The sequence below is a fragment of the Paenibacillus sp. GQ49 genome (assembly GCF_059759055.1).
The window spans coordinates 122,114-145,350 of sequence record NZ_JCAXEL010000006.1; the positions used below are offsets into that span (position 1 = coordinate 122,114).

Here is a 23,237-nt window from a genome sequence, read left to right on the forward strand (position 1 = left end):
ATTATGTGTCCTTTTTTCTTGGAGGTGCAGTGCTTTAAACAACACTGCACCCTCAAGGAAAGTAGCTATTTTAGATATACATATATTTATCCACCCAGCTGGTACTTAACGAAAACGGGATAGGGCGAACCTGCTAATATCCTGATCCGTGTACCCCGTTTGCACCAAGTCGGATAGAATCTGCCCAATGGCACTTGCAAACTTGAAGCCGTGACCGGAGAAACCGCCTGCCAGCCACACACGTTCATGGGCAGGGTGTCGGTCGATAATAAAATCTTCATCCGAAGTAAATTCATACTTGCACACACTACCACGTTTCAATTCCCCAGCTGCCTGAGGCATATGAAGTTCGAGCAGCCTGCGCAGATCCCCCTCGTCCGTTTCTTCCGTACCAAAAGGAGCCATTGTACTTCCTGGTGTCCACATTTGGCCCGTATCATGACGACCCATCTTCAGACCTGATCCGCCAATGCTTGGAAATCCATAATATGTACCTTCTTTTCCTGCCAGTGTAAAACCGGGGAAGTGTGCCTCGCCATACAAGGCTTCTGGTGCATCAAACCATCCAACCGTTTTACGCACTGCCTGAATTGGGAGATCCACAAAAGGTTTTAATGTCTGAAACCAGGCGCCAGCGCTCAGGATGATTTGATTTGCATGGTATGTCTCACCACCTGAAGTCTGAACTGCAACGGAATGGGGTCCGTATTCGATATGCTCCACAAGCGTGTGCGTTAACAAGGTGGCACCGTGAGTCTCGGCTGCTTTGCGGAAGGCACGAATACAGGGTTCACTATACAGATAACCCGCATCAGGCTCATACATGCCCTCGTAATGTTCAGGTATTGTAATACCTGGCCAGCGTTTCATCACCTCGGCTGCGTGCAACGTTTCATACCGAATACCTGCATCATCTGCATGGCTCAATCGGTTGTGGAAGGAATGAATCTCTGGATCAACCACATTTATTACACCGGAAGGAACAAACAGTTGGTCTCCGGTCGTTTCCTCCAGCTCGTGCCATAACTTCTGTGCAAGTAATGCCATGGCAATATAGTCTGGCCCACCACTGTACACATGGCGCATCAGTCTGGTATCCCCGTGATGACTTCCTTCCGTGTGCGGAGGATCAAAGGCATCAATTAATAAAGTTTTGCATCCACTGCGCGATAGATAATAACCCGCACTCATACCCATGGAGCCGGCTCCAACGATAATAACGTCATATGATTGTGTGATAATAGCACGTCCTCTCCTATGTATCCTTTTCTACAGTAATGCCTTAATAGAACATATTAATAGTAAAAGCTTGATGAAGGCAAGTGTAGTAAAATGGACTTCTACAATGAATGTTGCAAAGGAGACCTCGCATGAGTGAGCAATTTAGGTTTGATCTATTTCCATTAATTCAGACAGAACGATTCATCCTCCGGTCAGCTGAGGCTGGAGACAGCCATGATCTGCTCGCGTTATATTCCGATGAAGCTGTAGTTCAATATATGCCATTCACTCCCTTTGAATCCGTGGAGGATGCACAGGGTGAGATGAACTGGTATACGAAGATTTTCAAGGTACACACGGGTTTACGCTGGATGATTGAAGACCGTGAAACTCGTAAAGTGATCGGAACCTGTGGGTTCCTGAACTATGAAGATGTACATAACCGTGCAGAGATCGGATACGACTTGCGTTCCTCTTTCTGGGGCCGCGGTGTTATGACTGAAGTGGCCCGTACTGTGCTGCATTTTGGATTCACGAATATGCAGCTCAACAAGATCGAAGCGAAGGTTGAACCGGAGAACGAGGCGTCAATTCGCCTGTTACACAAGCTTGATTTTCAACAGGAGGGTGTACTGCGACAACATGAGTTTGAGAAAGGCAGATATATTGACCTTGCGGTGTTCTCTAAGTTACGAAGCGAACTATAGTCAAGCTAGCACCATAAGGATTCCAATGACTCCATCTCATCTCAAATCCGTAAGGCTTGTCCCCCAGAATGGGCCCGTGCTATATTGGAGAGATGTGAGGAGATGAGGATATGAAGCTGGTGTCCTGGAATGTGAATGGCTTAAGGGCATGTGTGACCAAAGGATTCATGGATTATTATCAGGAGAGTAAGGCGGATATTTTCTGCCTTCAGGAGACCAAATTACAAGCTGGACAGATTGAGATGGACCTGGGGGAAGATGTTTATCAATATTGGAATTATGCGATCAAAAAAGGATATTCCGGTACGGCTGTATTTAGCCGAATCAAGCCTTTATCCGTTCGTTACGGGATGGAGGAGGACAGCGAGCCGGAAGGACGTATGATTACACTGGAGTATGATGAGTTTTATCTGGTGAACGTCTATACCCCTAACGCGAAGCGGGATCTGACCCGACTGCCTTACCGTCTGGAATGGGAGGATCGATTCCGGGGGTACATTCTGCAATTGGAGCAGACTAAGCCGGTTATTGTCTGTGGTGACTTGAATGTGGCTCATCAGGAGATTGACCTGAAGAATCCGAAGCCCAATCTGGGCAACTCGGGATTTACCCTTGAAGAGCGTGGCAAGATGACTGATTTGCTTGCTTCCGGGTATGTAGACAGCTTCCGCCATCTGTATCCGGATCGTACGGATGTATACAGCTGGTGGTCTTATATGCCGAAGGTTAGAGAACGGAACGTCGGCTGGCGCATTGATTATTTTCTCGTATCCAATCAATTGGCACCTAAGGTGGCAGATGCGCATATCGACTGCCACGTGATGGGCAGTGATCATTGCCCGGTGGGTCTTACGTTACAACTATAGGTAAGGATCATCGTGAGATAGATTGAGGTAAGAGTTTTAGAATACAAGTATAGATCAACTGCAAGTTTCCTGAATGGGAGATTTGCAGTTTTTTTTGCGTTACAGGTAGGGGAGGGGCACTGGACTTTGGTTGGGGAAAGAACTGGACTCGGGATTGTTTCAATCCCGCTATTTCTTGGGTACGATTGAAGCATACATATATAGATGAACCTTTGGGGTAAGGGGTAGAGAAGATGAAGAAGGGGTTACGGAGAGGGTTAAAAGTGCTGGGAGGCATCATGCTTGCCACAGGACTTTTGCTGCTGGCAGGTACAGCGTATGAAGCGTATCAATCCACGCAGGATATGAAGTCCTATCCCCCGCCAGGCAAGTATTATGAAGTGAGTGGTCGCAACATGCACCTCTACACCGCTGGCAAAGGAGAGGTAACCGTGGTGTTTGCCTCAGGCTGGGGGACACCCAATCCATATGTGGATTTCAGTCCGCTATATGACAAGTTGAAATCACAGGTGAAAATTGCGGTATATGATCGGTTCGGGTATGGATACAGCGACTATACAGATGAACCTCGTGATGTTGATACCATCTCGGAAGAGATTCACCAATTGCTGCGAACATCCGGTCAACGTCCACCTTACATCATGGTCGGTCACTCTCTGGGTGCGCTGGAGACACTGCGGTTTGCGCAAAGGTATCCTGATGAGGTGGCTGGCATGGTCATGATCGATGGCGGAAGCCCGGAGTATTACAGTACGGTGGAAATGGATACGCCCGAATGGTATTTTACTTCAGTCCGATTCCTGGTTAAAACAGGCATTGCGCGTACATTGCTACATTCGGATCAGATGATGGCAACACTGGTCATTGACCCGGAGTTGGTTTCTGCGCCGATGAAAAAGGCTGCCACCATTGCTACCCTGAAGCATGCATACAATGACAATGTGATGGATGAGATTCGTCATTCCAAGATCAACGCATTACGTGTGCTGGAGAACAAAAAGGAGTTTCCTTTTCCTCTGACGATCCTGACAGCCGGATCAGATCAACCCAGTGAGGGGAGTCGGGCATGGCAGGCAGATCAAGTGAAATTTGCTTCATGGTCTAGACAAGGAACCCAGCAGATTGTCCCTCACGCCGAGCATTACATCCACAACAGTCAACCGGATATTGTCGCTGCCGAGATCATGAAATTAGTGACACCGTCCAGTGACCTATGAGTAACATGACCCCACAAACACATGATGAACAGGATGAGGAGGAGGGATGGATGAAAAAGTTTAAAGTAATCACCCGCTTCTTGTCCATTCTCGTAGCCAGTTGTCTATTGTCTTTAAGTGTATTATCTGTATCTGTGATATGGGTTAAGAATAACGTTCATGCCGTGCCTGTGATCCAGCCGTTTGAACGAGATTAGCACATAAAATGAAGATGAAGGAGTGGTAACGGATGGTGAAGAGAAGGAAATATGTATTGGCCTGTGCGGCACTGGCGATGATGGTGGCCTTGAGTGCTTGCAGCAGCGCGGCAGACGAACCTAGTGATACGGAGAAGGTGGACACCGAAGTTTCCTCCGGAACTAATGAACAAGCGACTAATGAAGGTGCAAGCGAAGCAACAACAAGTGAAGTGATCGAGACGGAGGGTACGACTGCGCCAGCCGACTCGGATTCAGATCGTGGTGAGGAAGCCGCTGCTGGAACCAATGAGTTGCCGGAGAACTTGCCAAGTGATTTCCCATTGCCGGAAGATGCAACGATTCGTTTAGCCAATTCTGGTGAGAATGAAGGCAAGCAATCGGCCATGGTGATTTTCTCCACTGAACAAGATATGAAAACCGTATCCCAGCTGTATAAAGATTACTTCAACGCCAAAAAGTTAACGGATGCAGGTCAGACGATCGATGACAAAAATATTATCATTCAGGGAACCGATCCGGAAACGCAGGATGTCTGGTCCTTGATTGGAGGAACATTGGCGGGACAGGAAGGCGTCATTGAACTGACGTTGACCTGGACAGAATCATAAGCAGAAGATAAGGGGCTATTTTTCTTTCCTGCTTTCTGCCTTCCTAAAATAACGAATGAACGCCATAATACCTTGCATACGGAGCCGCATTATTGCTGCACCGCTGCAAGGTATTTTTATTTCGAACTGGAAACCTGACAGGTTACATGGTATGTTATATCATTATAAACAGAGTAATAGACAACTATAGAAGAAGACAGGAGAGGATTGAACATGATTAGAGTGGGTATTGTTGGTTACGGTAACTTGGGTAAAGGTGTAGAGAAAGCCATTTCCCAGAACGAGGATCTGGAACTGATTGCTGTGTTTACACGTCGTAATCCGGAGCAGATGGTCGCTGAAAGCACAGAAGTACGTTTTGAGCATATCTCTGCAGCGGAGCAATACATAGGCAAGATTGATGTTATGATCCTCTGTGGTGGTTCTGCAACCGACCTTCCAGAGCAGACACCAGCCATCGCCAAATTGTTCAATACGGTAGATAGCTTCGATACACATGCGAAGATTCCTGAATTCTACAAGGAAGTTAATGCTGCGGCAGAGCAAGGCGGTCACGTAAGTGTCATTTCCACAGGTTGGGACCCAGGCTTGTTCTCCATGAACCGTCTGCTTGCACAGTCCATCCTGCCAGAAGGAAAAGAGTACACGTTCTGGGGCAAAGGTGTGAGCCAAGGCCACTCGGATGCTATTCGTCGTGTTCCAGGCGTTAAGGCGGGTGTACAGTATACTGTACCTGTTGAAGAGGTGATCAACCGCATTCGTGCAGGGGAGACACCAGAGTTGTCTACACGTGAGAAACATCTGCGTCAATGTTATGTGGTAGCAGAAGATGGTGCTAATCAGGATGAGATCCGTGAGACGATTGTGTCGATGCCTAACTACTTTGCAGATTACGATACAACTGTAACGTTCATTAGCGAAGAAGAATTGAAATCCGAGCATGAAGGTATGCCGCATGGTGGATTTGTAATTCGCAGTGGGGTTACGGGTGCGGGTCAAAAGCAAATTATTGAATTTGGTCTGAAACTCGACAGCAATCCTGAATTTACAGCAAGCGTACTTGTAGCGTATGCAAGAGCCGCACAACGCTTGAGCGTGGAAGGACATAAGGGAGCGAAAACGGTATTTGATATTCCGCTCGGTCACTTGTCTCCGAAATCGGCTGAAGATCTTCGCCGCGACTTGTTATAATTCTGATTCGTTCCAGTAATTTTATAGAAACAGCTCGTCCTTGGATGTACAGGACGAGCTGTTTTTTTTGGCTGTTGCTGTACACGATTCATACATTCATATGAATTGGCAGGTACTATCCTGCTTGTATCCCTGCCCGTGCTCTTGCGGAAATGGCACCCTACACCCAGTGTGAGGGAATGTTAAGATGATCCGGCAACTTGGTATTCACATTACCTTTGGCTGCATTAATCTGGGATTGCGTCAGGAAGATGCCACCTCTCAGGTCTGCATCGCCCAGATCTGTATCCCGCAAGTCTGCGCCAATCCAATCCGCATTTCGTGTATCTGCATTTCGGAGATCAGCTGCGATCATTAAAGCCCCTCGGAAGCTTGCGCCCCGCAGGTCAGCCCCTTTTAAATTAGCACCAAAAAAGTCACTTCCGGTACGTTTTTTACTCTTCTTCGACTTCCCTTGTCCATGAGCGGTGGGTGGCACATTCGCACGTACCTTCTCACTTGCCTCGACCAAGAGTTGATTCACACTGGACCGATAATTGGCGATGTCCAGACGGAGGAGTGCCGCAGGCTCCAGATTGCTCAAGCGCTCAATCTCCTCATATAACTCACCAAATGCCGAGTGAAGGGATGACGTCTCCGGTCTCATCATCATTTCCTTCATATAACTGAGCAACTCGTGAAGTTGTCGCAAGGCAGGCAGACAATCGAACATCTCGTTTGCAGACTCTGGATGATCACGCCAATCTTTGCCCGCGTAGGTCACTTGGGACAGCTTCTGTCCAGCTCCGAAACAGTCATATACCGTGCAACCTTTGAACCCTTTCTGCCGAAGCTGGGTATGGATACCGCAGCGATTGTCCGTGCGCAGATTGGGACAGGGTGTGCCGCTGGCTTTATCAAAAGCAAAGTCAGATGACTTGCCATAGGGCAAGGCAACACAGCACAGGCCAAAACATTGCTCACAGTCTGCGCTAAGATGAGGACTCGCAGTGCTGGCAAATGGTTGGTTAGACAATGTAAACACTTCCTTATAATAGTACAAATAGATGGAATTACGTCAGTACCACTTTACCATTGCCTTGCGATTAGAGCAATTCTAATCAGTTTTCTCGTTCTATCCATCGAAGGTAGGGAAGAAGCCGAGTGAGTTGCCTTTACAATTGAGTTACTCAAGGGAGAAAGGATATGAGCTACTCCTCATGTGGAGGACAACAAATGCATACAAGGAAGAAGGGAATTCGTGTATGGATTGCAGTATTGATAACGAGTTGTTGTGTGGCTATAGACAGGATGGAAGATATGCGATTGATCATGCCCTAGTGAACATATAGAGGAAACAAACCGCCTTCCAGCATCGGGGAGAGCGGTTTGTTTCATCTCATGTGGTTACCCTATCAAGAGGGAATACAGATGAATTATCATGCATGGTAGGTCAGCAGATCAGTATATCCGCACAGGGTTATTCTAGCTCGGGATCGATAGGATACTTATGACTGCCCGTACTTACTTCCTGAAAGATATCATTCGAATTGGTATTTGTTAGATTGGGAGTGCCTCCCAACAGTTTTTCCAAATCACCCATGGTGACGGGACGAGCGTGCGGCTTTAGTGCATAAGCAAGTTGGCCATTCGGTTCCAATGTTGCTATCTCCAGATCGCTCAGGTTGGATATTCCATTTAATCGTAACTGGGTTTCTAACTGATCTACGGTGTACCGCATTTTTTTTAAATTTGTAATGCTGATCTCACCATTCTCTACCACGATTTTGGAGCTTCCGCTCAATAACTGTTCGAACAGATTAAATTTAATCTTTAGTCTCTCTACCAAGAGCAGTGTTGCAATAAAAACGGTGGCTGATCCAATTGCCTTTCCTAGTTCATGATTTGCAACAGGTTGCACAATGGTTGTGCCGATTGAGATCATGATGACTGTAGTAGCGACATTCATTTGTGAGATTGATTTGCGCCCTGCAATTCGTAGAAGAATCATACCTACGAGTACTAACAAAATGGATTTCCATATCCAGTCCATGGTGATTCTCCTTTAATTCAAATATTATCTTTTTTCGTTAAAGGTAGCTTGTTCTGGAGATGAAATGTTTATACAACAAATCAGCAAGCGTTTCTCTGTTGATTACTGAGAGACGCTTGCTGATTAAAGTTATTCTATATCATTCCTATTAGTATCAGACTACACCTTGAGCAATCATGGAATCAGCTACCTTGAGGAAACCGGCGATATTCGCTCCGGCTACGAGGTTGCCTTCACAGCCATACTCTTCAGCAGCTTCTACACAGCTGGTGTAGATGTTCTTCATGATGTCATGCAACTTGGCGTCTACTTCTTCAAATGACCAGGACAACCGCATGCTGTTCTGTGACATTTCAAGAGCAGACACGGCTACACCGCCGGCATTAGCCGCTTTGGCTGGACCGAACAGCACGCCTGCGCCGTGGAAGACGTCAATGGCAGCCAGAGTGGAAGGCATATTTGCGCCTTCGCCAATGGCCTTCACGCCACCTTTGATCAGAAGGGCCGCAGCTTCTTCATCGATCTCATTTTGCGTCGCACATGGAAGAGCAATATCACAAGGGATAGACCAGATGCCTTCACAGCCTTCGGTATATGTAGCATGCGGATGTTCTTTGATGTATTCGCTGATGCGAAGACGATCAACCTCTTTCAGACGTTTCACGGTATCCAGATTGATGCCTTGTGGATCGTGTATGTAGCCACCTGAGTCACTACACGCCACGACTGTAGCTCCAAGCTCCTGGGCCTTCTGAATGGCATAGATGGACACATTACCAGAGCCAGAGACAACGACTGTGCTGTCTTGGAAGCTGAGCCCCTTGGATTGCAGCATCTCCTTCACGAAGTACACACAGCCGAAGCCAGTTGCTTCCTTACGTGCCAAGCTTCCTCCGTACAGCAGACCTTTTCCTGTCAACACGCCTGCTTCATGCCCGCCATGGATACGTTTGTATTGGCCGAACATGTAACCAATTTCCCGTGCGCCTACACCAATGTCACCTGCCGGTACATCGGTATCGGAACCGATATATTTGTACAGCTCTGTCATGAAGCTTTGCGTGAAACGCATAACTTCCAGATCCGATTTTCCTTTGGGATCGAAGTCAGAACCGCCTTTACCACCGCCAATGGGCAGACCGGTCAAAGCATTTTTGAAGATCTGTTCGAAGCCAAGGAACTTGATGATGCCCGAGTATACAGAAGGATGGAAGCGAAGTCCACCTTTGTAAGGGCCAATGGCACTGTTGAATTGCACCCGGAATCCACGGTTAACCTGAACTTTGCCCTGATCATCTACCCATGGGACACGGAATGTGATTACACGTTCGGGTTCAACAAGCTGTTCCAGCAGACTATGGTTCCTGTACTTGGGGTGTGCTTCAATAACAGGAATAAGGGAATCCAGAATTTCTTTGACAGCCTGATGGAACTCGTCTTCGTACGGATTTCTGGCGACAACCGACTCGTAAACGGAATGAACATAATCTGCGGCAGTAACTTGAACGGACTCTGTAGTTTCTTTTGTTATCGTGGACACTTTTTCGATGCACTCCTTTATTGTGTTAAAGTCTGTAGAGGCTTATTTGCATAAATTGAATAAAAGTTTGTAGTTAAATATACAGGAAAGCAAATAAAAATACGAGATGAAAATTCATAAAATGTTTTTTATGCAGTAATTAAAATGTTCTATGGATCTACCATATGATGTGAAGAATTAAGTTATTAAATGGAATATATGACCACAAATGATAATAAAAAAGCAAGTTAGACGAATATACTGGATTAAAATATTAGTTTTGGTAAGATGGTAAGAAGGTCTCGTATCCCGGGGTCTTTTTATAATATAAAGGAGGAAAACAAGATGATGAAGAGAAACATGCCAATCAACATGGAGAACAAGGCTTGTATAGGGGGTGAAATTTACTATGAACCATAGGACTTCCCGCCATAATTGCAGAGAGAAGCTGGTGAGCCAGCTATTTACATTCGGTGAAGAGAAAAGAACATTTCTCGACGCCTATTTCGACGTGCGCGATCCAGAGCGGATACAGTTGGAAAAACAACTGTCGGCATATACGGAGTATGTGGAAAAACTGCTCCTGGGCCCGGATGAAGATCTGGACTCGGCTGTATTGATCGGCAGTCATATTGATTTTGAATATCTCGATTTTCATACGTCAGATTCGTTCATGATTGTTATGCCAGAAGATACCGATCCTGATGAGGGGCGTATTTCCTTCCTCTCTCCAGTAGGGAGTCAATTACTGCTTGGCAGTGTAGGGGAAGTTAGGTCTGTTCATACACCATCAGGTTCCATGAGAATCCGCATCACGGGGATTGAGCTGAGGAGCGAAACCTTGAACGAGCCGGCCCTAGGGGGTGCAGATCATGCACTTTAAAGAGACAGACTTGCCAGGGATTGGGCGTAAATACTGGCTGCATACCCGTAGTGGTGAGCACTTGGTCATTGTGATTCATAACGACGAGCGACGTGACCTGTTCCATATGGAGTCAGGGGATACGCCTGAAGAGGTGGGCGATATGGTATCACTTGTCACCCTGGACGATGATGAAGCCCGGGCAGTAGCCGCCATCGTTGGTGGTATGACCTATAAACCGAAGTTTCAGGATGAGCGTGAAGTGATGCTTGAAGGGCTGTTAATCGAATGGCTGCGAATTGAACCTCACGCCGCAAGCGTTGGCATGACGATTGGTGAACTGGATATCCGTCAGGCTACGGGCGCCGTTATTCTCGCTGTTGTGACCAAGGATAAGGAGAAGCATTTTAATCCAGGCCCGGATTATGCTTTTACCGCTGGAGCTACAATTGTAGTTGCCGGTGAACGGAATCAGATCAAACATCTCAAACAATTGTTGACTGATGGACGGACTTAGCCTATGGATATGCTCATATTCGAAGTGGGAATTGCCGTTGCGCTGATTACACTTACTGGGCTGATATCTTCACGATTACGATTTTCGGTCATTCCGTTCTATATCCTGATTGGTATGGCTGTTGGACCACATGCACCACAGATCGGCATAGTGGATTTACGTTTTATCGAAAGTTCGACCTTTATTGAATTTATGGGCAGGCTTGGCATTTTGTTTTTGTTATTTTATCTGGGTTTGGAGTTCTCGGTCTCCCGTTTATTAAAGTCTGGTAAAGCCATTCTGACCGGGGGCATGTTCTATGTTGGTCTGAATTTTGTCTCTGGATTGTTGTTGGGGTGGTTCATGGATCTGCCCCTTCAGGAGACACTTGTTGTCTGCGGGATCATGACCAGCTCTTCTACAGCCATTGTAGCTAAAGTGCTGGTTGATCTGAAACGCACGGCAAACCCTGAAACAGAGATTATCATGGGCATGATCATGTTCGATGACTTGTTCATCGCGATTCATATCTCCATCCTGACTGGGCTTGTGCTCAGCGGGGCAACTTCATTCTTAAGTGTTCTACTGGTATCGCTGTCTGCCCTGCTGTTTATTGTGCTGTTCCTGATTATTGGCAGGAAAAGCATCAAATATATTGATAAGGCACTGAATATCAAGTCATCAGAGTTGTTCCTGCTTACCGTCATGACACTGCTCTTCCTGGTGGCTGGTTTCTCGGAGACACTACATGTAGCGGAAGCTATTGGAGCGTTGATGATGGGACTTGTGCTGGGCGAATCAAGACATGTGAGTCGGATTGAACATCAGATCATGCCTTTCAAAGATTTTTTTGGTGCAATTTTCTTCTTCAGTTTTGGCCTGACCATCGAGCCGGCTTCACTTGGCGGAGCTGTTGGGATGACGATTATTGCCGTTATTCTGACGATTGCCAGTAACTATGGTGCAGGTATGATTGCTGGCAGATTGGCTGGAATGAGCCCTAAGGCCTCGTTGAATGTGGGCTTTACCCTGGTCTCCCGGGGCGAATTCTCCATTATCATGGCAAACATCGGCAAGGCCGGAGGGCTGATGGCATCCATCCAATCGTTTGCCGTGTTGTATGTGTTAATTCTGGCTGTGCTGGGGCCTATCCTGACAAAAGAATCTCCGCGGATTTACGCATCGTATGAGCGACTAAGGAAGCGGATGAAACGAAGGGAAACGGGTTGAGCCGGTGCGGCTCTCCCTGGGCAGCCAGGGAATTTTCACCGTAATACTTAATAGGCGTCACACCATTTGGAGAGAGAAATTACTCCGGGGTGTGGCGTTTTTTTATTACTGGGAACCCATCCAATACAGCCTTGTTAGTATACCTATTTCACCAAATTATGGTATGTATCCATATCTTGTGCGTGGTCGTGAATGTTCAAGTCCACGGGCAGGACTATAGTTGTGATTTGGTAGAGAGGGATTGAAAATAAGAAGTTATTATGTAAAATAATGTTATATTCAAATCTAGCAGTTGAACCAACCATTTACACGAGAACGTAGAGGACAGAAGAAACCTGAAGAAGCGGAGCATTCGCCTTTATCAACAGATTTTCACCTTTGTAAAATTGAATCAAAAAATCTGGGGATAAACTGTGATCGGAAGGTTATTCTGTCATCGGAGTGGCAAGTGTAAATATTCTTTAGTTCAACTTATGTTTCAATGTAACAGAAGGTAGAATGACGAGGAGGAATAGCTCATGAACATGAAAAGTAGATTTCAACGGTTAAAATGGGCCGGTACAGGGATGTTGCTCAGTCTCGTATTATTTGCTCTGCCTGCATCTGCTGCATGGAACGATACATATCAGGGTTACGCGACGTATACAGGCTCAGGTTACTCGGGAGGTGCGGTGTTGCTTGATCCCATCCCGGCGGACATGAAGATTACTGCACTTAATCCGTTCCAACTCAATTATAACGGTGTCAAAGCCGCTTTAGCGGGAGCCTATCTCGAGGTGCAGGGTCCTAAAGGCAAAACAACCGTCTATGTAACAGATCTCTATCCAGAAGGCGCCAGTGGAGCGCTGGATCTCTCACCGAATGCCTTTAACCTGATTGGTGACCCAAAGGCAGGTAAAATCAATATCAGCTGGAAAGTAGTCAAAGCCCCAATTCAAGGCAACGTCTCCTATCGGATTAAGGAAGGTAGCAGTCAGTGGTGGGCAGCCATTCAGGTTCGTAATCACAAATATCCGGTGCTAAAGTTCGAAGTGAAACAGAAGGATGGTACGTGGCTCAATCTTGAAAAGCAAGACTATAATCATTTCCTCGGAACTGGACTGGGCAAAGAAAAACTAAACGTTCGTATTACCGATATTCGCGGTCAGGTATTAAATGACACGATCCCGGCTCTGCCTAATGATGGGTCAGGCGGGGCATATATCGTACCGGGCAATGTACAGTTTCCGGATTGACAGAATTATGAAGTTGTTATAAAAAGAAGTATGGTCATAGACGTTTTTAACGAAAAGTCGTACACTGTACGGCTTTTTTTGGTATAGGAAAAGAGGAGAATGTACCGTATGAAAAAAAGTTTGCCTTCCTATCAGACAACACATCCCTATTGGAAACAGTATCAGGCCTTTTTCCCGGAAGAAGTCAGGCTAGGGGAGCATACAGCTCCTGAGGAAGAATGGTCGGAGTCAAATGGGGTCCATCTGCATATCGATCGTTTACCTGCGCCGGAGTCTTCAATCAAAATCCTGTTCATTCATGGGGCGGGAGGCAATGGCAGGTTGCTCGCTCCGTATGCTCGCATGTTGCAGCGGCATGGATACGAGGTGGTATCGCCAGATCTTCCGCCGTATGGGTTAAGTTATGCAATGTCTGGTACACGTATCAACTACGAACTATGGATAGAGCTGCTTGTGTCACTCATCGAACGGGAATACAAGAAAGACGGCAAGCCAATCGTTGTATTGGGAAGTAGTATCGGAGGTATGCTTGCCTATCACACCAGTGCACGCAGCAAGCGTGTTAAGGGTTTGATCGCAACTACTTTTGTAGATACGAGTAACCCGGAAATGCGTGATCAGCTTGCACCGAATCGTCTGGTAAGCCGGGCGGGAAAACGGATGATGGATCTGTTCCCTGGTCTACTGGATCATGTACGTATTTCGGTCAAACAGGTATCCCGAATGCAACTGATTACTAATAATAAGGACTTAACCCGGCTTATTATGGATGATCCACAAGCGGCAGCTACACGTATTCCGTTGGAATTATTAAGAACATTCCTTAATAAAAAACCGGAGGTAAGCCCGGAACAGTTCAACCAGTGTCCGGTCCTGTTGGTTCACCCTGAACTGGACCCCATGACACCAATCAGGTTCAGCCAATCTTTTTTTGATCGTCTGGTGGTGGACAAGGAATGTGTGATCTTGGAGGGTGCAGGCCATTTTCCTATAGAGCAGCCAGGACTGAACCAGTTGGAGGTAGCGGTACTACGATTTTTACAACAAATTCAATGATGACCACAGGCTACTACACTGCTTCGCATATCCTAAGTACGTAAAACACCTCCCATTAAGGGAGGTGAATTTGAATGTTATTAATATGAATTGCATTACCGCCAACCTGAATTTGTGTGATTTCATTAGAGCTGTCCAAAGTTAATCTGGCTCGGATCTCAGAGGGGCGGTTCATGGTATACCCTTGTCTGATCGTGTACGTGTGAAGATGAGGATCTGTAAGCTGGTTGTATTGGGATAAATAACAGAGCATTGCACCATTGGATGTGCCCGTTGCGCTCTCTTCCGGTATATCATAAAGCGGTGCAAAATTACGGCATTCTGCCAGAACGTCTTCAGCATCTGATTCGAGTGTAAACACATGATAACCTACGGTATGATGAGCCTTGCATATTTCAGTGATACGCTGGAAGTCAGGGTCGATTTTGGTTAGAACATCAATATCTTTAACGGCTATCATGATATCGGGTAGCCCGGTAGACACAATCTGTACAGGTAGTTCGGAATGCAAATCCTCCATAGAAATACGTAACGAATCGGCAATCTGCTGTCGATCCACGATCTCCCCAAACTCCGGCAACGTCTGAGACAGATAGACTTCTCCATTGACTTCGATATCAACTTTAAGAATTCCGGCCAGTGTCTCCAGTGTATATGTACCAACATTAACGAGCAGCTGTGTCTTCATTAGATAAAATAAAGCAATTGTGGCATGTCCACATAGATCAACTTCATCACTTGGGGTGAAATAACGCACTTTGAAATCAGCCTGATCCGACGGCATGACAAACGCAGTCTCTGAAAAACCGACTTGTCTGGCAATCTCTTGCATCTGGGTTTCAGACAAATGCGCTGCTTGTAAAACAACACCTGCGGGGTTTCCGCCATGAGCCTGATCAGAAAATGCATGTAATGTACTTACTTCTACTTCCATCGTGTTACCTCGCTTGTTCAGTTATTGGGTTAAGATTTAACTTCATCGCTAATCGACATTATATCACGATTGTTGAATTGGCTTGTGAATCTCAGATTGTTGTGAATTTTGAATGAATAGGTCAAGTGATTGCTGGGAAAGGGTAATGATGGAGGAGAGCATAACGATAATCCAATGGAAAGGCTGGGATCTCTAATGAAAGCAATTGTGATTGAGGAATTTGGTGGAGCGGAACAATTGAAGGAACAGGAAGTAACCAAGCCAAGATGTGGAGTGAATCAGGTGTTAATCCGAACACATGCCACGTCGGTGAATCCGGTAGACTTCAAAATCAGACAAGGTGATATGAAAGAAGCAGCGGAGAATTTTCCGTTGATTCTGGGCGGCGATGTTGCGGGTATTGTGGCTGAAGCAGGTTCAAATGTCACGCGGTTCAGAAAAGGTGATCGGGTATTTGCGCGTCCGCGTCAATTCGGAACCTATGCAGAATATGTTGCTGTTGATGCGGATATTATTGCCCGTATACCGGAGCAACTGAGTTTCGAGGAAGCAGCAGCGATCCCGCTGGCCGCGATGACCGCCTGGCAGGCACTTGTGGATCATGGACGTTTAGGCAAAGGACAGAAGGTACTTATTCATGCTGGTGCAGGTGGTGTGGGGACGTATGCCATTCAGATTGCCAAGTCCCTCGGCGCTGAAGTGGCTTCCACGGCGAGTGAATCAAACGAAGCGTTGCTTCGTTCGTTGGGTGTAGATCATTTTATCAATTATAAAAAAGAAGATTTCTCGGAGATTCTCTCCGGTTATGATGTTGTACTGGACACCATGGGCGGTGATATTCAGCGTAATAGCTTCAAGGTGTTAAAGTCTGGCGGGCATCTGGTATCCTTGGTGGAACAACCGGATGAGAAGCTTGCCAAGGAAGCCGGAGTAACGGCCAACGTCTTCATGATGGAGCCCAAAGGGGATCAACTGGATCAGCTGGCTGAACTGGCTGCGGAAGGCAAACTCAAATCGGTTATTGATGGAACGTACCCGCTAACTCAACAGGGAGTACGGGAAGCACATGAGAAGAGTGAAACCCATCATACCCGCGGGAAACTGGTTATTCAGGTGCAATAGAAGTCATTAACTGGTAGAAGTATTTGGACTCATGAGTCTGATACAGATTGAACCAGGCCTGTAATGTTTCTGGTGTAAGGACATTCAACAGCTTCAACACATGCATCGTAAATTCTAACGGAGCTATTCCAGATGCAGTAACTACATTTCCATCGGTTACTGCTGGCTCCGTTACATAATATGTTTCTCCAGTATAATCTGGGCATATCATCTTCAGGTATTCTAAATCATTGCTTGTATGTTCTATGGAATCCAGTATCCCTATTTTTGCAAGTGCAACTGTCGCACCGCAAATCGCCGCAATAACTGTACCCTCTTCTATAGAGACAGCAACTTTTTTCAATAGGGGATCATGGATGGTGTCCATCCAGGTGTTTCCTCCCGGAAGAATGATGACGTCGTCACCTTTCAATGTACATTCATCAATAGAAATATGGGGAAGGATGTTCAATCCGCCCATGGTAGTTACCGGATGTTTATCTATGCCGACCGTTACGACCTGTAAAGGCTTAATTTCTTTCCTGAAATACCTTCCCGAGTTCAATTCAGCAGTTAGATATCCTATCTCCCAATCTGACATCGTATCAAATACATATAGATATACGTTCTTCGTTTGCATCATACATGCTCCTTTTGTTTTCATGATTGAATGGATTACTCTTGTATTATAAATAAACTTCACTGACAACTACGGTCAGTGAAGTTTTTAAATTTGAAAATTAACAGATATGCCGATAGAAAAAGTGAGATTGGGACATAACCCTGCCAACCAATATAGGGGCTGCTCCCCAATTGCAGTGGAATAAGATATAATAGGAGAAATTTATTCCATTTTGTGCATGAGGTGATTAGGATGTCCAACGAACTCATTCAAGCCATTCAATTGTTAAAAGAAAAGAAATGGGTGGATCTGACCCATACGTTTGGTCCAGGCTCTCCACATTTTTCAGCTTTTGAGGCAGCACAATTCGATACACTGTTTGCTCACGATCAAGGTTTCTTTGCCCAGAGCTTCAAGTTCCCGGGTCAATACGGGACACATCTTGATGCGCCGATCCACTTCGTTCGGGATACCCGGTATCTGGATGAATTAGGTTTGAAGGAGCTTGTGCTCCCGCTTGTGGTCATTGACCAGTCTGCAGAAGTAGAGAACAATCCGGATTTCACACTGGAAGTGGAGCATATTCTTGAATTTGAAAGAGAGCATGGCGTGATTGAAGCTGGAAGCTTTGTAGCCTTACGTACCGATTGGAGCAAACGCTGGCCTAACCATGAAGCATTTGATAACAAGGATGATAAGGGCAACAGTCATGCACCCGGATGGTCGGTTAGTGCGCTCATGTTTTTATTTGAGGAGAGAAAAGTGCAAGCCATTGGGCATGAAACCTTTGACACGGATTCAGCGGTGGATTATCAGAAGAATGGAGCACTTCTGGCAGAATACTATGTACTTGCTCAGGATACATATCAAGTTGAGCTGTTAACCAACTTGGATCAGGTGCCGGCCAAGGGCGCTGTTATCTTCAACATTGTACCCAAAGCGGAGAAAGCTTCTGGTTTTCCAGTCCGGTCTTTTGCCATTTTGCCGTAAAACGGGGTAGATCAAAGCTGAAATAGATAAATCAGGTACAGAACTCATAGTGATACTCAAATGGACAGCCGGCTAAATAGTCGGCTGTTTTTCAGTTAAGCTATAGGGCAGGTTAGTTTAATGAAAAGGGAATAACATACCTCATAAAGAATACTTTATCTTTAAAAGGGAGGGGAACACATTGCATAGTATGATGAATAAGAGGCAATTTATTGAGATGACAGTTAAAGAACAACATTCTGTAATATTTAAAGTTAATAATCGAGATGAATTTTTCCGTGGTGTTGCTAAAGAATTGAAGGAAGGCTACCTATTTGTTGGAACAGAAGAAGGTAAAAACTTTAAATTTAATATGGATGATATCATTGAGATTTATGCTATCAAGTCTTCATCTCCAAAGCATAGTGCTATCCAATCCCACAGTTTGATTAAAGGTAGCAAGGATGACCTTGAAAGCCTTGTACTCCAGTTTGAAAGTTTAAATGACGATGTAAAGAAACAAATTACCTCTTCTTTATCAAAAGTGCTTAGTAAGCAAGTGATCATTTCGAAAATGGATATAACTTCATACAATGTATCTGAAATTGAAATGATTACTAATACGATAAATGGATATCTACTCACTATTAAAACACTGGATATTCGTTCCGAATTTTTCGAATCATACAACCAAAAGACTTGTTTTGGGAAAGGGCTAGATCACAATCAAGAATAGCCTAAGGGAGGAAAAATTATAAACGCTAAAATAGCAGGTCGGGAACTGTCAAAAATCCCTGGGAGGTGAGTATGTGAAAGAAGGAATTAAAAATGTTCTGTTAGGTGCTGTAGTTTTTGTTGTTGGCTTTTCCATTATTCTTCTTCTTACAAGCTCCGATATTGAAGCTGAACTTACATATTATGCTGCCATAGCATATGCTCTTTTATACTTAGCCAGTGTTATATCTGTCTGCACCGCGGTACTCCTTAAAAAGATGAGTCAATTAAAAAAGTGAAATTACTCTTAAGCTAACGGGAAACGTTAACTCAATAAAACAAAGAAAGCAGCAGATCATTATGATCGGATGCTTAGTTTAACAAGGTACTTAAATTGGTCGAACTGGGCGGTTTTGTACAGTGCGAAGAAGTGATCAGCTAGTGGAGTTGGCAATGAGCTCAAGCTCGGTTATAACTTCATCAAGCGGCTTCCTGGTGTCGATCTCAACAGTAGCTCCAGCACGTAAGAGAGGCTCAACAGTAGCGACGTTTTGCATAATTTCTTCACGTTGTTCGACAGTTTTTCCATAATCGTTTGTCTTACGGGAAGTTATACGTTCAAGGATTACTTCGAGGGGGGCACTTAACAACACTACTGCATCAAACATCGGGTAAAACTTCCCCTGATTTGATACACAACCCGAAATGAATAAAGTACCTTCGCTATGTTCAGTGAGCAGCTCATCGATTCGATTCTCGTGCCATAACCACCCAGAACCATCCACATTCTCGCTCCAACCATCATAATCGGTGTCGATAACTCTATGCCCTCTATGAGCAAGTTCGCCCAGAACCGTTGATTTACCTGTACCCGACATTCCTGTCACCAGAATTATTGCCTTCTTTTTTGATATTGAGCCCGAAGTATTTGTCATATTTTCACTCCCTTTATAAGAAAGTCAGGTAAGTAAGCTTATCAGAAACCAAGTCCAGCTAGGATTTGACCTATTGGAAGCATAAATGTGTATTTTAGCTAACTTATGGATTAAGTCACAACTAACAAAGCCTAAATAATTCAAGTATGTAAATAGCAAGGGAGGCGTATTCCGCCTCCTTTTTATGTTATTACTTTTGATCCGAGCGAGGATCTTGATTAAATCTTTGAGAGATTTTTTTCTCTGTTTTCTTACGCCGTATCCAGCGCTTGAGTAAGCCTTCTTCTTTGCGTTCTTGCAGTGTTTCCTTCAAACCTTGAATCATAAATTCCGATCTTCGTCTGTCATCCCGACTAATCTCGCGTAATTCCTTAATAAATTTGTCGTCCATATCTGCCTCTCGCTTATTCAGGATAATTCCATTATACCGAACGTACGTTCTTTTATCAAGTTTTTCCATTACGAGTGATTTTCGAGATTCAATATAGTGAAAAGAAGCACAGGAACAATACGCGTCATGTGTGAGAATGGTACTAGAGGGTTTGAGCAAAATCCTCCATATATGAAGTTGAGAGACGAGAGAACGGAAGGAGCAATTCATGATGAAGCAGCGTATAGGCAGATCGTGGTTACTCATTTTGATGCATGGAATGCTGGGGATTGGAGCGATCGTTGGAGGCGTCATTTTAATCATAGACCCATCCGGAAGTATGGTGAGTTTGCCCACATCTTTGTTAGAGAATTCTCCGTTTGCCAGTTTTTTGTTCCCGGGGATCATCCTATTGCTGGTACTTGGCGTGATGCCTACAATGATTGCTATTTCGCTCATCTGTTACGTTCATTGGGGGCTGGGTGAGAGACTGAATCTCTATCCTGACCGCTATTGGGCTTGGACTTTTTCGTTGTATACGGGTTTTGCTCTCATCATCTGGATTATGGCGCAGGTGTACTGGATTCAGGATGTCTCTATTATTCACTTGGTCTATTTTGCATGGGGAGTGGGTATTCAAGTTGTGACCTTATTGCCCGGGGTACAGCGAATCTATTCGAAATAAACTGCTCGCTTGTTGAAAAAATAGCTGCCGACAGAATCGTTGAATGATTCTGTCGGCAGTTATTTTTTATGGGCATCGAGATAATACGCGTTGTTGTAGTCATGTTGTCCACATGTTCCTTGGACTGAAAAGGGCTCGGATAAATCTAAATCATATTGACAAAGAACTATTATCCTCGCATACTTACGTAATACACTTTATAAAGTTTGTTTATTAACTAGAGGAATAGACACATGTGGTAAGTATCGCAAAATCATAATCCGCATGAAACAGGGAGGTAAGTATGGATGGTCTACGTTATTATGGCAGTTATAATATGGGCAGGTACCTATGCAAGTATGGTCTTGTCCAACCAGCCGATGGAAGTGAAACCTGTGAAGTCAATGGATGATTTGTTTGAGTGAACAAAGTAACCCTGCCGATTTCGATCCTTTTCCAGCACGATGGAACTCATTGTTCGAGTAAGGCATTATGTTATGATATGGTTGAATGACATCCATACCATTGCTTTGGCTCAATTGAACCAGAGTAGAAACGAGAGGGTTATGAAAAAAGCCAACGCTACAATGATGAAATACATCAATTTGAATAATGTGCGTGAAGTCATGCAGCAGATTGAGACGGCGACCAAACCGCAATTAGCTTTATTAACCAATCTTAGTGTTGTTACCATTAATGCGCTGATTCAGGAATTATGTGATGGCGGAGAGTTGTTCCAGGATAAAGTGGTTCCCTCTAACGGCGGTCGTCCTGCTCAGGCATATCGATATAATTATAACTTTAAGCTTGCTTTGGTTCTTTACATCAAAGAGATGAAAGGCCAGGAATTGATTTCGGCAACGGTCATGAATCTGGAGAATAAGGTTGTGCTGAAGGAAGAGAGCATCTTGCCTGCTTTTGATAAACAGCATATGCTGCAACTTATCGCGCGTTTCATTACGGAGTATCCCTCCATTGATATGATCGGCATTGGTATTCCGGGGCAAGCCGTAGATGGGGACATCACGGTGAGCAGTCATGAAGAGCTTATTCACTCACATCTGATACGGGAGATCGAGAGCGAGTTCCAACTGAACGTTCTCGTGGAGAATGATGTTAATGCAGCGATTAGCGGATACTGTACACAGCATGCGGATATGAAGGAACGGAGTGTAGCAGGAATTTATTTTCCGAACCGATACCCGCCGGGTATGGGCATGATGTTGAATGGACAGATGATCCGTGGGAAAAACGGGATGTTTGGTGAGATCAAGTATCTTCCTTATTCACCTGAGTGGCACCGTGACTTGAGCAAAGATGATTTTGTAGTGAACGTATGTCACATCTTGCAAACGATTAATGCCGTCGTTGCCCCGCACCAGATTGTCATTTATCAGGAACGGGTGGAGAGAGAAGAGCTGGATATGGCGTGGAAACAATACGGGAAGGATCATCCCATGCCGTCGTTGCCCGAGATTGTACATCAGGACTCGTTCCAACATGATTTTGATGCTGGGTTACGAGGAATGGTGCTTCAGGCGTTGAAGTCAGGCATTCTATCAGAAGCCTTATAACCCACAGGCCATGTTTGTGGCTTTTATTTTATAAGCTAACCCTTGTAGAGGAGGATTCATGATGCGTGAAGAAGAGAGAATCATGAAAGGCGTGTTGTTTAGTCCAAGTGATCCGGAATTAAAAACCATCAAAAGGCGGGCCCATAATCTCAGTCAGCGTTACAGTCAGACCTTTGAAGAACAGACTGAGGAGAGGAATCAAATATTGCAACAGTTACTGGGAGAGATCGGTGAAGGTGGATTCATGCAAGGCCCCATCTTTTTTCATTATGGTGTGCATACCCGAATAGGCGATCATTTCTTTGGTAATTACAATCTGACGATACAAGATGACGCTCAAGTGACGATCGGGAACTATACCAGTTTTGGACCCAATGTTACGATTGTTACTCCCATTCACCCCATGATTGCCAGCGAGCGGAGACAGATGGTGGACCAAAACGGTGATGTGAAGTCACTATGTTATGCCAACCCGGTCACGATTGGAAACGATGTATGGATCTCGGCAAACGTTACAGTTTGCGGGGGCGTAACGATTGGAGACGGCTGTGTGATCGGAGCAGGTAGCGTGGTGACTCGTGATATTCCACCGCATTCTTTTGCAGCAGGCGTACCGTGCAAAGTTATTCGCAAAATTACTGATGCGGACAGCATGTTAAATTATCCCGATGTTCTGGCAGATTGCCGTGTGCTGGAAGAATGACAAAAGGCTACCATCAGGATCATATAGATGATCTTGGTGACAACCTTTTTTTGTAGGACCGTTATAATCTCGAACATTCCAAGTGGGTAGAGGTCACGGAAGGGCACTGGGTAGCCATATCTAGCTAGTGCAAGAGCAAGACATCTTTTTTCAGTAAAAAAGAACCCCGACGATGATCTCCATAGATCGTTATCGGGGTTGAGTTATATGT

The 23,237-nt window shown here is 45.1% G+C and carries 26 protein-coding genes; 18 read left to right on the forward strand and 8 right to left on the reverse strand.

Going from position 1 to position 23,237, the window contains the following annotated elements; translation table 11 throughout:
• Positions 1-105: 105 nt before the first annotated feature.
• A complete protein-coding gene (solA, locus tag AC6CIF_RS13390; protein WP_498200135.1) occupies positions 106-1,239 on the reverse strand; it encodes an N-methyl-L-tryptophan oxidase in 1,134 nt (377 codons plus the stop codon).
• A 131-nt stretch (positions 1,240-1,370) separates the two neighbouring features.
• On the opposite strand from solA, the gene AC6CIF_RS13395 reads away from it, so the two are divergent.
• The 6 genes from AC6CIF_RS13395 (at position 1,371) to AC6CIF_RS13420 (ending at position 6,010) form a co-directional block, all read left to right on the forward strand.
• Complete coding sequence (locus AC6CIF_RS13395) at positions 1,371-1,928, forward strand: GNAT family N-acetyltransferase (RefSeq protein ID WP_498199999.1); 558 nt, start codon at positions 1,371-1,373, stop codon at positions 1,926-1,928.
• Between the two features lie 110 nt (positions 1,929-2,038).
• Positions 2,039-2,794: an exodeoxyribonuclease III gene (locus AC6CIF_RS13400; RefSeq protein WP_498200000.1), complete on the forward strand. Its 756-nt coding sequence runs from the start codon at positions 2,039-2,041 to the stop codon at positions 2,792-2,794.
• Between the two features lie 233 nt (positions 2,795-3,027).
• A complete protein-coding gene (locus tag AC6CIF_RS13405) occupies positions 3,028-4,011 on the forward strand; it encodes an alpha/beta fold hydrolase (protein ID WP_433745995.1) in 984 nt (327 codons plus the stop codon).
• A 50-nt stretch (positions 4,012-4,061) separates the two neighbouring features.
• Entirely contained in the window at positions 4,062-4,208 is a 147-nt protein-coding gene (locus tag AC6CIF_RS13410) for a hypothetical protein (protein WP_017687030.1), read from the forward strand.
• 32 nt (positions 4,209-4,240) lie between these two features.
• Positions 4,241-4,819, forward strand: coding sequence for a hypothetical protein (locus tag AC6CIF_RS13415; protein WP_076216423.1), 579 nt, complete (start codon positions 4,241-4,243; stop codon positions 4,817-4,819).
• Positions 4,820-5,032: 213 nt separating this feature from the next.
• Positions 5,033-6,010, forward strand: coding sequence for a diaminopimelate dehydrogenase (locus AC6CIF_RS13420; RefSeq protein ID WP_372238418.1), 978 nt, complete (start codon positions 5,033-5,035; stop codon positions 6,008-6,010).
• A 160-nt stretch (positions 6,011-6,170) separates the two neighbouring features.
• Here the strand turns inward: AC6CIF_RS13420 and AC6CIF_RS13425 are convergent, their stop codons facing one another.
• The 3 genes from AC6CIF_RS13425 to gdhA form a co-directional block, all read right to left on the reverse strand.
• Positions 6,171-7,025, reverse strand: coding sequence for a pentapeptide repeat-containing protein (locus tag AC6CIF_RS13425; protein ID WP_498200001.1), 855 nt, complete (start codon positions 7,023-7,025; stop codon positions 6,171-6,173).
• Positions 7,026-7,469: 444 nt separating this feature from the next.
• The gene (locus tag AC6CIF_RS13430; RefSeq protein WP_498200002.1) at positions 7,470-8,042 is read right to left on the reverse strand and encodes a DUF421 domain-containing protein; all 573 of its coding nucleotides are present in this window, start codon (positions 8,040-8,042) and stop codon (positions 7,470-7,472) included.
• A gap of 154 nt (positions 8,043-8,196) precedes the next feature.
• Positions 8,197-9,582 carry an NADP-specific glutamate dehydrogenase gene (gene gdhA, locus AC6CIF_RS13435; protein WP_498200003.1) on the reverse strand — a complete coding sequence of 462 codons (1,386 nt, stop codon included), beginning with the start codon at positions 9,580-9,582 and terminating at the stop codon, positions 8,197-8,199.
• A 388-nt stretch (positions 9,583-9,970) separates the two neighbouring features.
• Between gdhA and AC6CIF_RS13440 the strand changes: the two genes are divergently transcribed.
• The 5 genes from AC6CIF_RS13440 (at position 9,971) to AC6CIF_RS13460 (ending at position 14,440) form a co-directional block, all read left to right on the forward strand.
• Positions 9,971-10,444: a GreA/GreB family elongation factor gene (locus AC6CIF_RS13440; protein WP_076216429.1), complete on the forward strand. Its 474-nt coding sequence runs from the start codon at positions 9,971-9,973 to the stop codon at positions 10,442-10,444.
• Positions 10,434-10,940 (forward strand): cation:proton antiporter regulatory subunit, encoded by a 507-nt coding sequence (locus AC6CIF_RS13445; protein ID WP_036617317.1) that lies wholly within the window; start codon positions 10,434-10,436, stop codon positions 10,938-10,940. The genes AC6CIF_RS13440 and AC6CIF_RS13445 overlap by 11 nt, the downstream gene beginning before the upstream one ends.
• Before the next feature lie 3 nt (positions 10,941-10,943).
• Positions 10,944-12,149 (forward strand): cation:proton antiporter, encoded by a 1,206-nt coding sequence (locus tag AC6CIF_RS13450; RefSeq protein ID WP_076216431.1) that lies wholly within the window; start codon positions 10,944-10,946, stop codon positions 12,147-12,149.
• 518 nt (positions 12,150-12,667) lie between these two features.
• A complete protein-coding gene (gene exlX, locus AC6CIF_RS13455; RefSeq protein WP_498200004.1) occupies positions 12,668-13,384 on the forward strand; it encodes an expansin ExlX in 717 nt (238 codons plus the stop codon).
• Positions 13,385-13,492: 108 nt separating this feature from the next.
• On the forward strand, positions 13,493-14,440 hold the full coding sequence (locus AC6CIF_RS13460; protein WP_498200005.1) for an alpha/beta hydrolase: 948 nt from the start codon (positions 13,493-13,495) through the stop codon (positions 14,438-14,440).
• A 55-nt stretch (positions 14,441-14,495) separates the two neighbouring features.
• On the opposite strand, the gene AC6CIF_RS13465 is transcribed toward AC6CIF_RS13460, so the two are convergent.
• Entirely contained in the window at positions 14,496-15,374 is an 879-nt protein-coding gene (locus AC6CIF_RS13465; RefSeq protein WP_498200006.1) for a PhzF family phenazine biosynthesis protein, read from the reverse strand.
• Between the two features lie 195 nt (positions 15,375-15,569).
• On the opposite strand from AC6CIF_RS13465, the gene AC6CIF_RS13470 reads away from it, so the two are divergent.
• A complete protein-coding gene (locus AC6CIF_RS13470; RefSeq protein WP_498200007.1) occupies positions 15,570-16,496 on the forward strand; it encodes an NADP-dependent oxidoreductase in 927 nt (308 codons plus the stop codon).
• Here the strand turns inward: AC6CIF_RS13470 and AC6CIF_RS13475 are convergent.
• Positions 16,480-17,115, reverse strand: a complete 636-nt coding sequence (locus AC6CIF_RS13475) for a type 1 glutamine amidotransferase family protein (RefSeq protein ID WP_498200136.1) — start codon at positions 17,113-17,115, stop codon at positions 16,480-16,482. The genes AC6CIF_RS13470 and AC6CIF_RS13475 overlap by 17 nt on opposite strands.
• A 234-nt stretch (positions 17,116-17,349) precedes the next feature.
• Here AC6CIF_RS13475 and AC6CIF_RS13480 point away from each other — a divergent pair, with 234 nt between their 5' ends.
• The 3 genes from AC6CIF_RS13480 to AC6CIF_RS13490 all read left to right on the forward strand — a co-directional run bounded on the left by AC6CIF_RS13480 (position 17,350) and on the right by AC6CIF_RS13490 (position 19,079).
• Complete coding sequence (locus tag AC6CIF_RS13480; RefSeq protein WP_498200008.1) at positions 17,350-18,087, forward strand: cyclase family protein; 738 nt, start codon at positions 17,350-17,352, stop codon at positions 18,085-18,087.
• Positions 18,088-18,268: 181 nt separating this feature from the next.
• A complete protein-coding gene (locus AC6CIF_RS13485; protein WP_498200009.1) occupies positions 18,269-18,802 on the forward strand; it encodes a hypothetical protein in 534 nt (177 codons plus the stop codon).
• A gap of 73 nt (positions 18,803-18,875) precedes the next feature.
• Positions 18,876-19,079: a hypothetical protein gene (locus tag AC6CIF_RS13490; RefSeq protein WP_498200010.1), complete on the forward strand. Its 204-nt coding sequence runs from the start codon at positions 18,876-18,878 to the stop codon at positions 19,077-19,079.
• Between the two features lie 135 nt (positions 19,080-19,214).
• Here AC6CIF_RS13490 and AC6CIF_RS13495 read toward each other — a convergent pair whose 3' ends face one another.
• Entirely contained in the window at positions 19,215-19,715 is a 501-nt protein-coding gene (locus AC6CIF_RS13495; protein ID WP_218639211.1) for an AAA family ATPase, read from the reverse strand.
• Positions 19,716-19,905: 190 nt separating this feature from the next.
• Positions 19,906-20,106, reverse strand: a complete 201-nt coding sequence (locus AC6CIF_RS13500) for a hypothetical protein (protein WP_498200011.1) — start codon at positions 20,104-20,106, stop codon at positions 19,906-19,908.
• 208 nt (positions 20,107-20,314) lie between these two features.
• On the opposite strand from AC6CIF_RS13500, the gene AC6CIF_RS13505 reads away from it, so the two are divergent.
• From AC6CIF_RS13505 to AC6CIF_RS13515, 3 genes are all read left to right on the forward strand, one after another.
• Positions 20,315-20,770, forward strand: a complete 456-nt coding sequence (locus AC6CIF_RS13505; RefSeq protein WP_498200012.1) for a hypothetical protein — start codon at positions 20,315-20,317, stop codon at positions 20,768-20,770.
• A 545-nt stretch (positions 20,771-21,315) separates the two neighbouring features.
• Positions 21,316-22,323 carry an ROK family protein gene (locus tag AC6CIF_RS13510; RefSeq protein WP_498200013.1) on the forward strand — a complete coding sequence of 336 codons (1,008 nt, stop codon included), beginning with the start codon at positions 21,316-21,318 and terminating at the stop codon, positions 22,321-22,323.
• Positions 22,324-22,384: 61 nt separating this feature from the next.
• The gene (locus AC6CIF_RS13515; protein WP_498200137.1) at positions 22,385-23,026 is read left to right on the forward strand and encodes a sugar O-acetyltransferase; all 642 of its coding nucleotides are present in this window, start codon (positions 22,385-22,387) and stop codon (positions 23,024-23,026) included.
• The last annotated feature ends 211 nt before the right edge of the window (positions 23,027-23,237 follow it).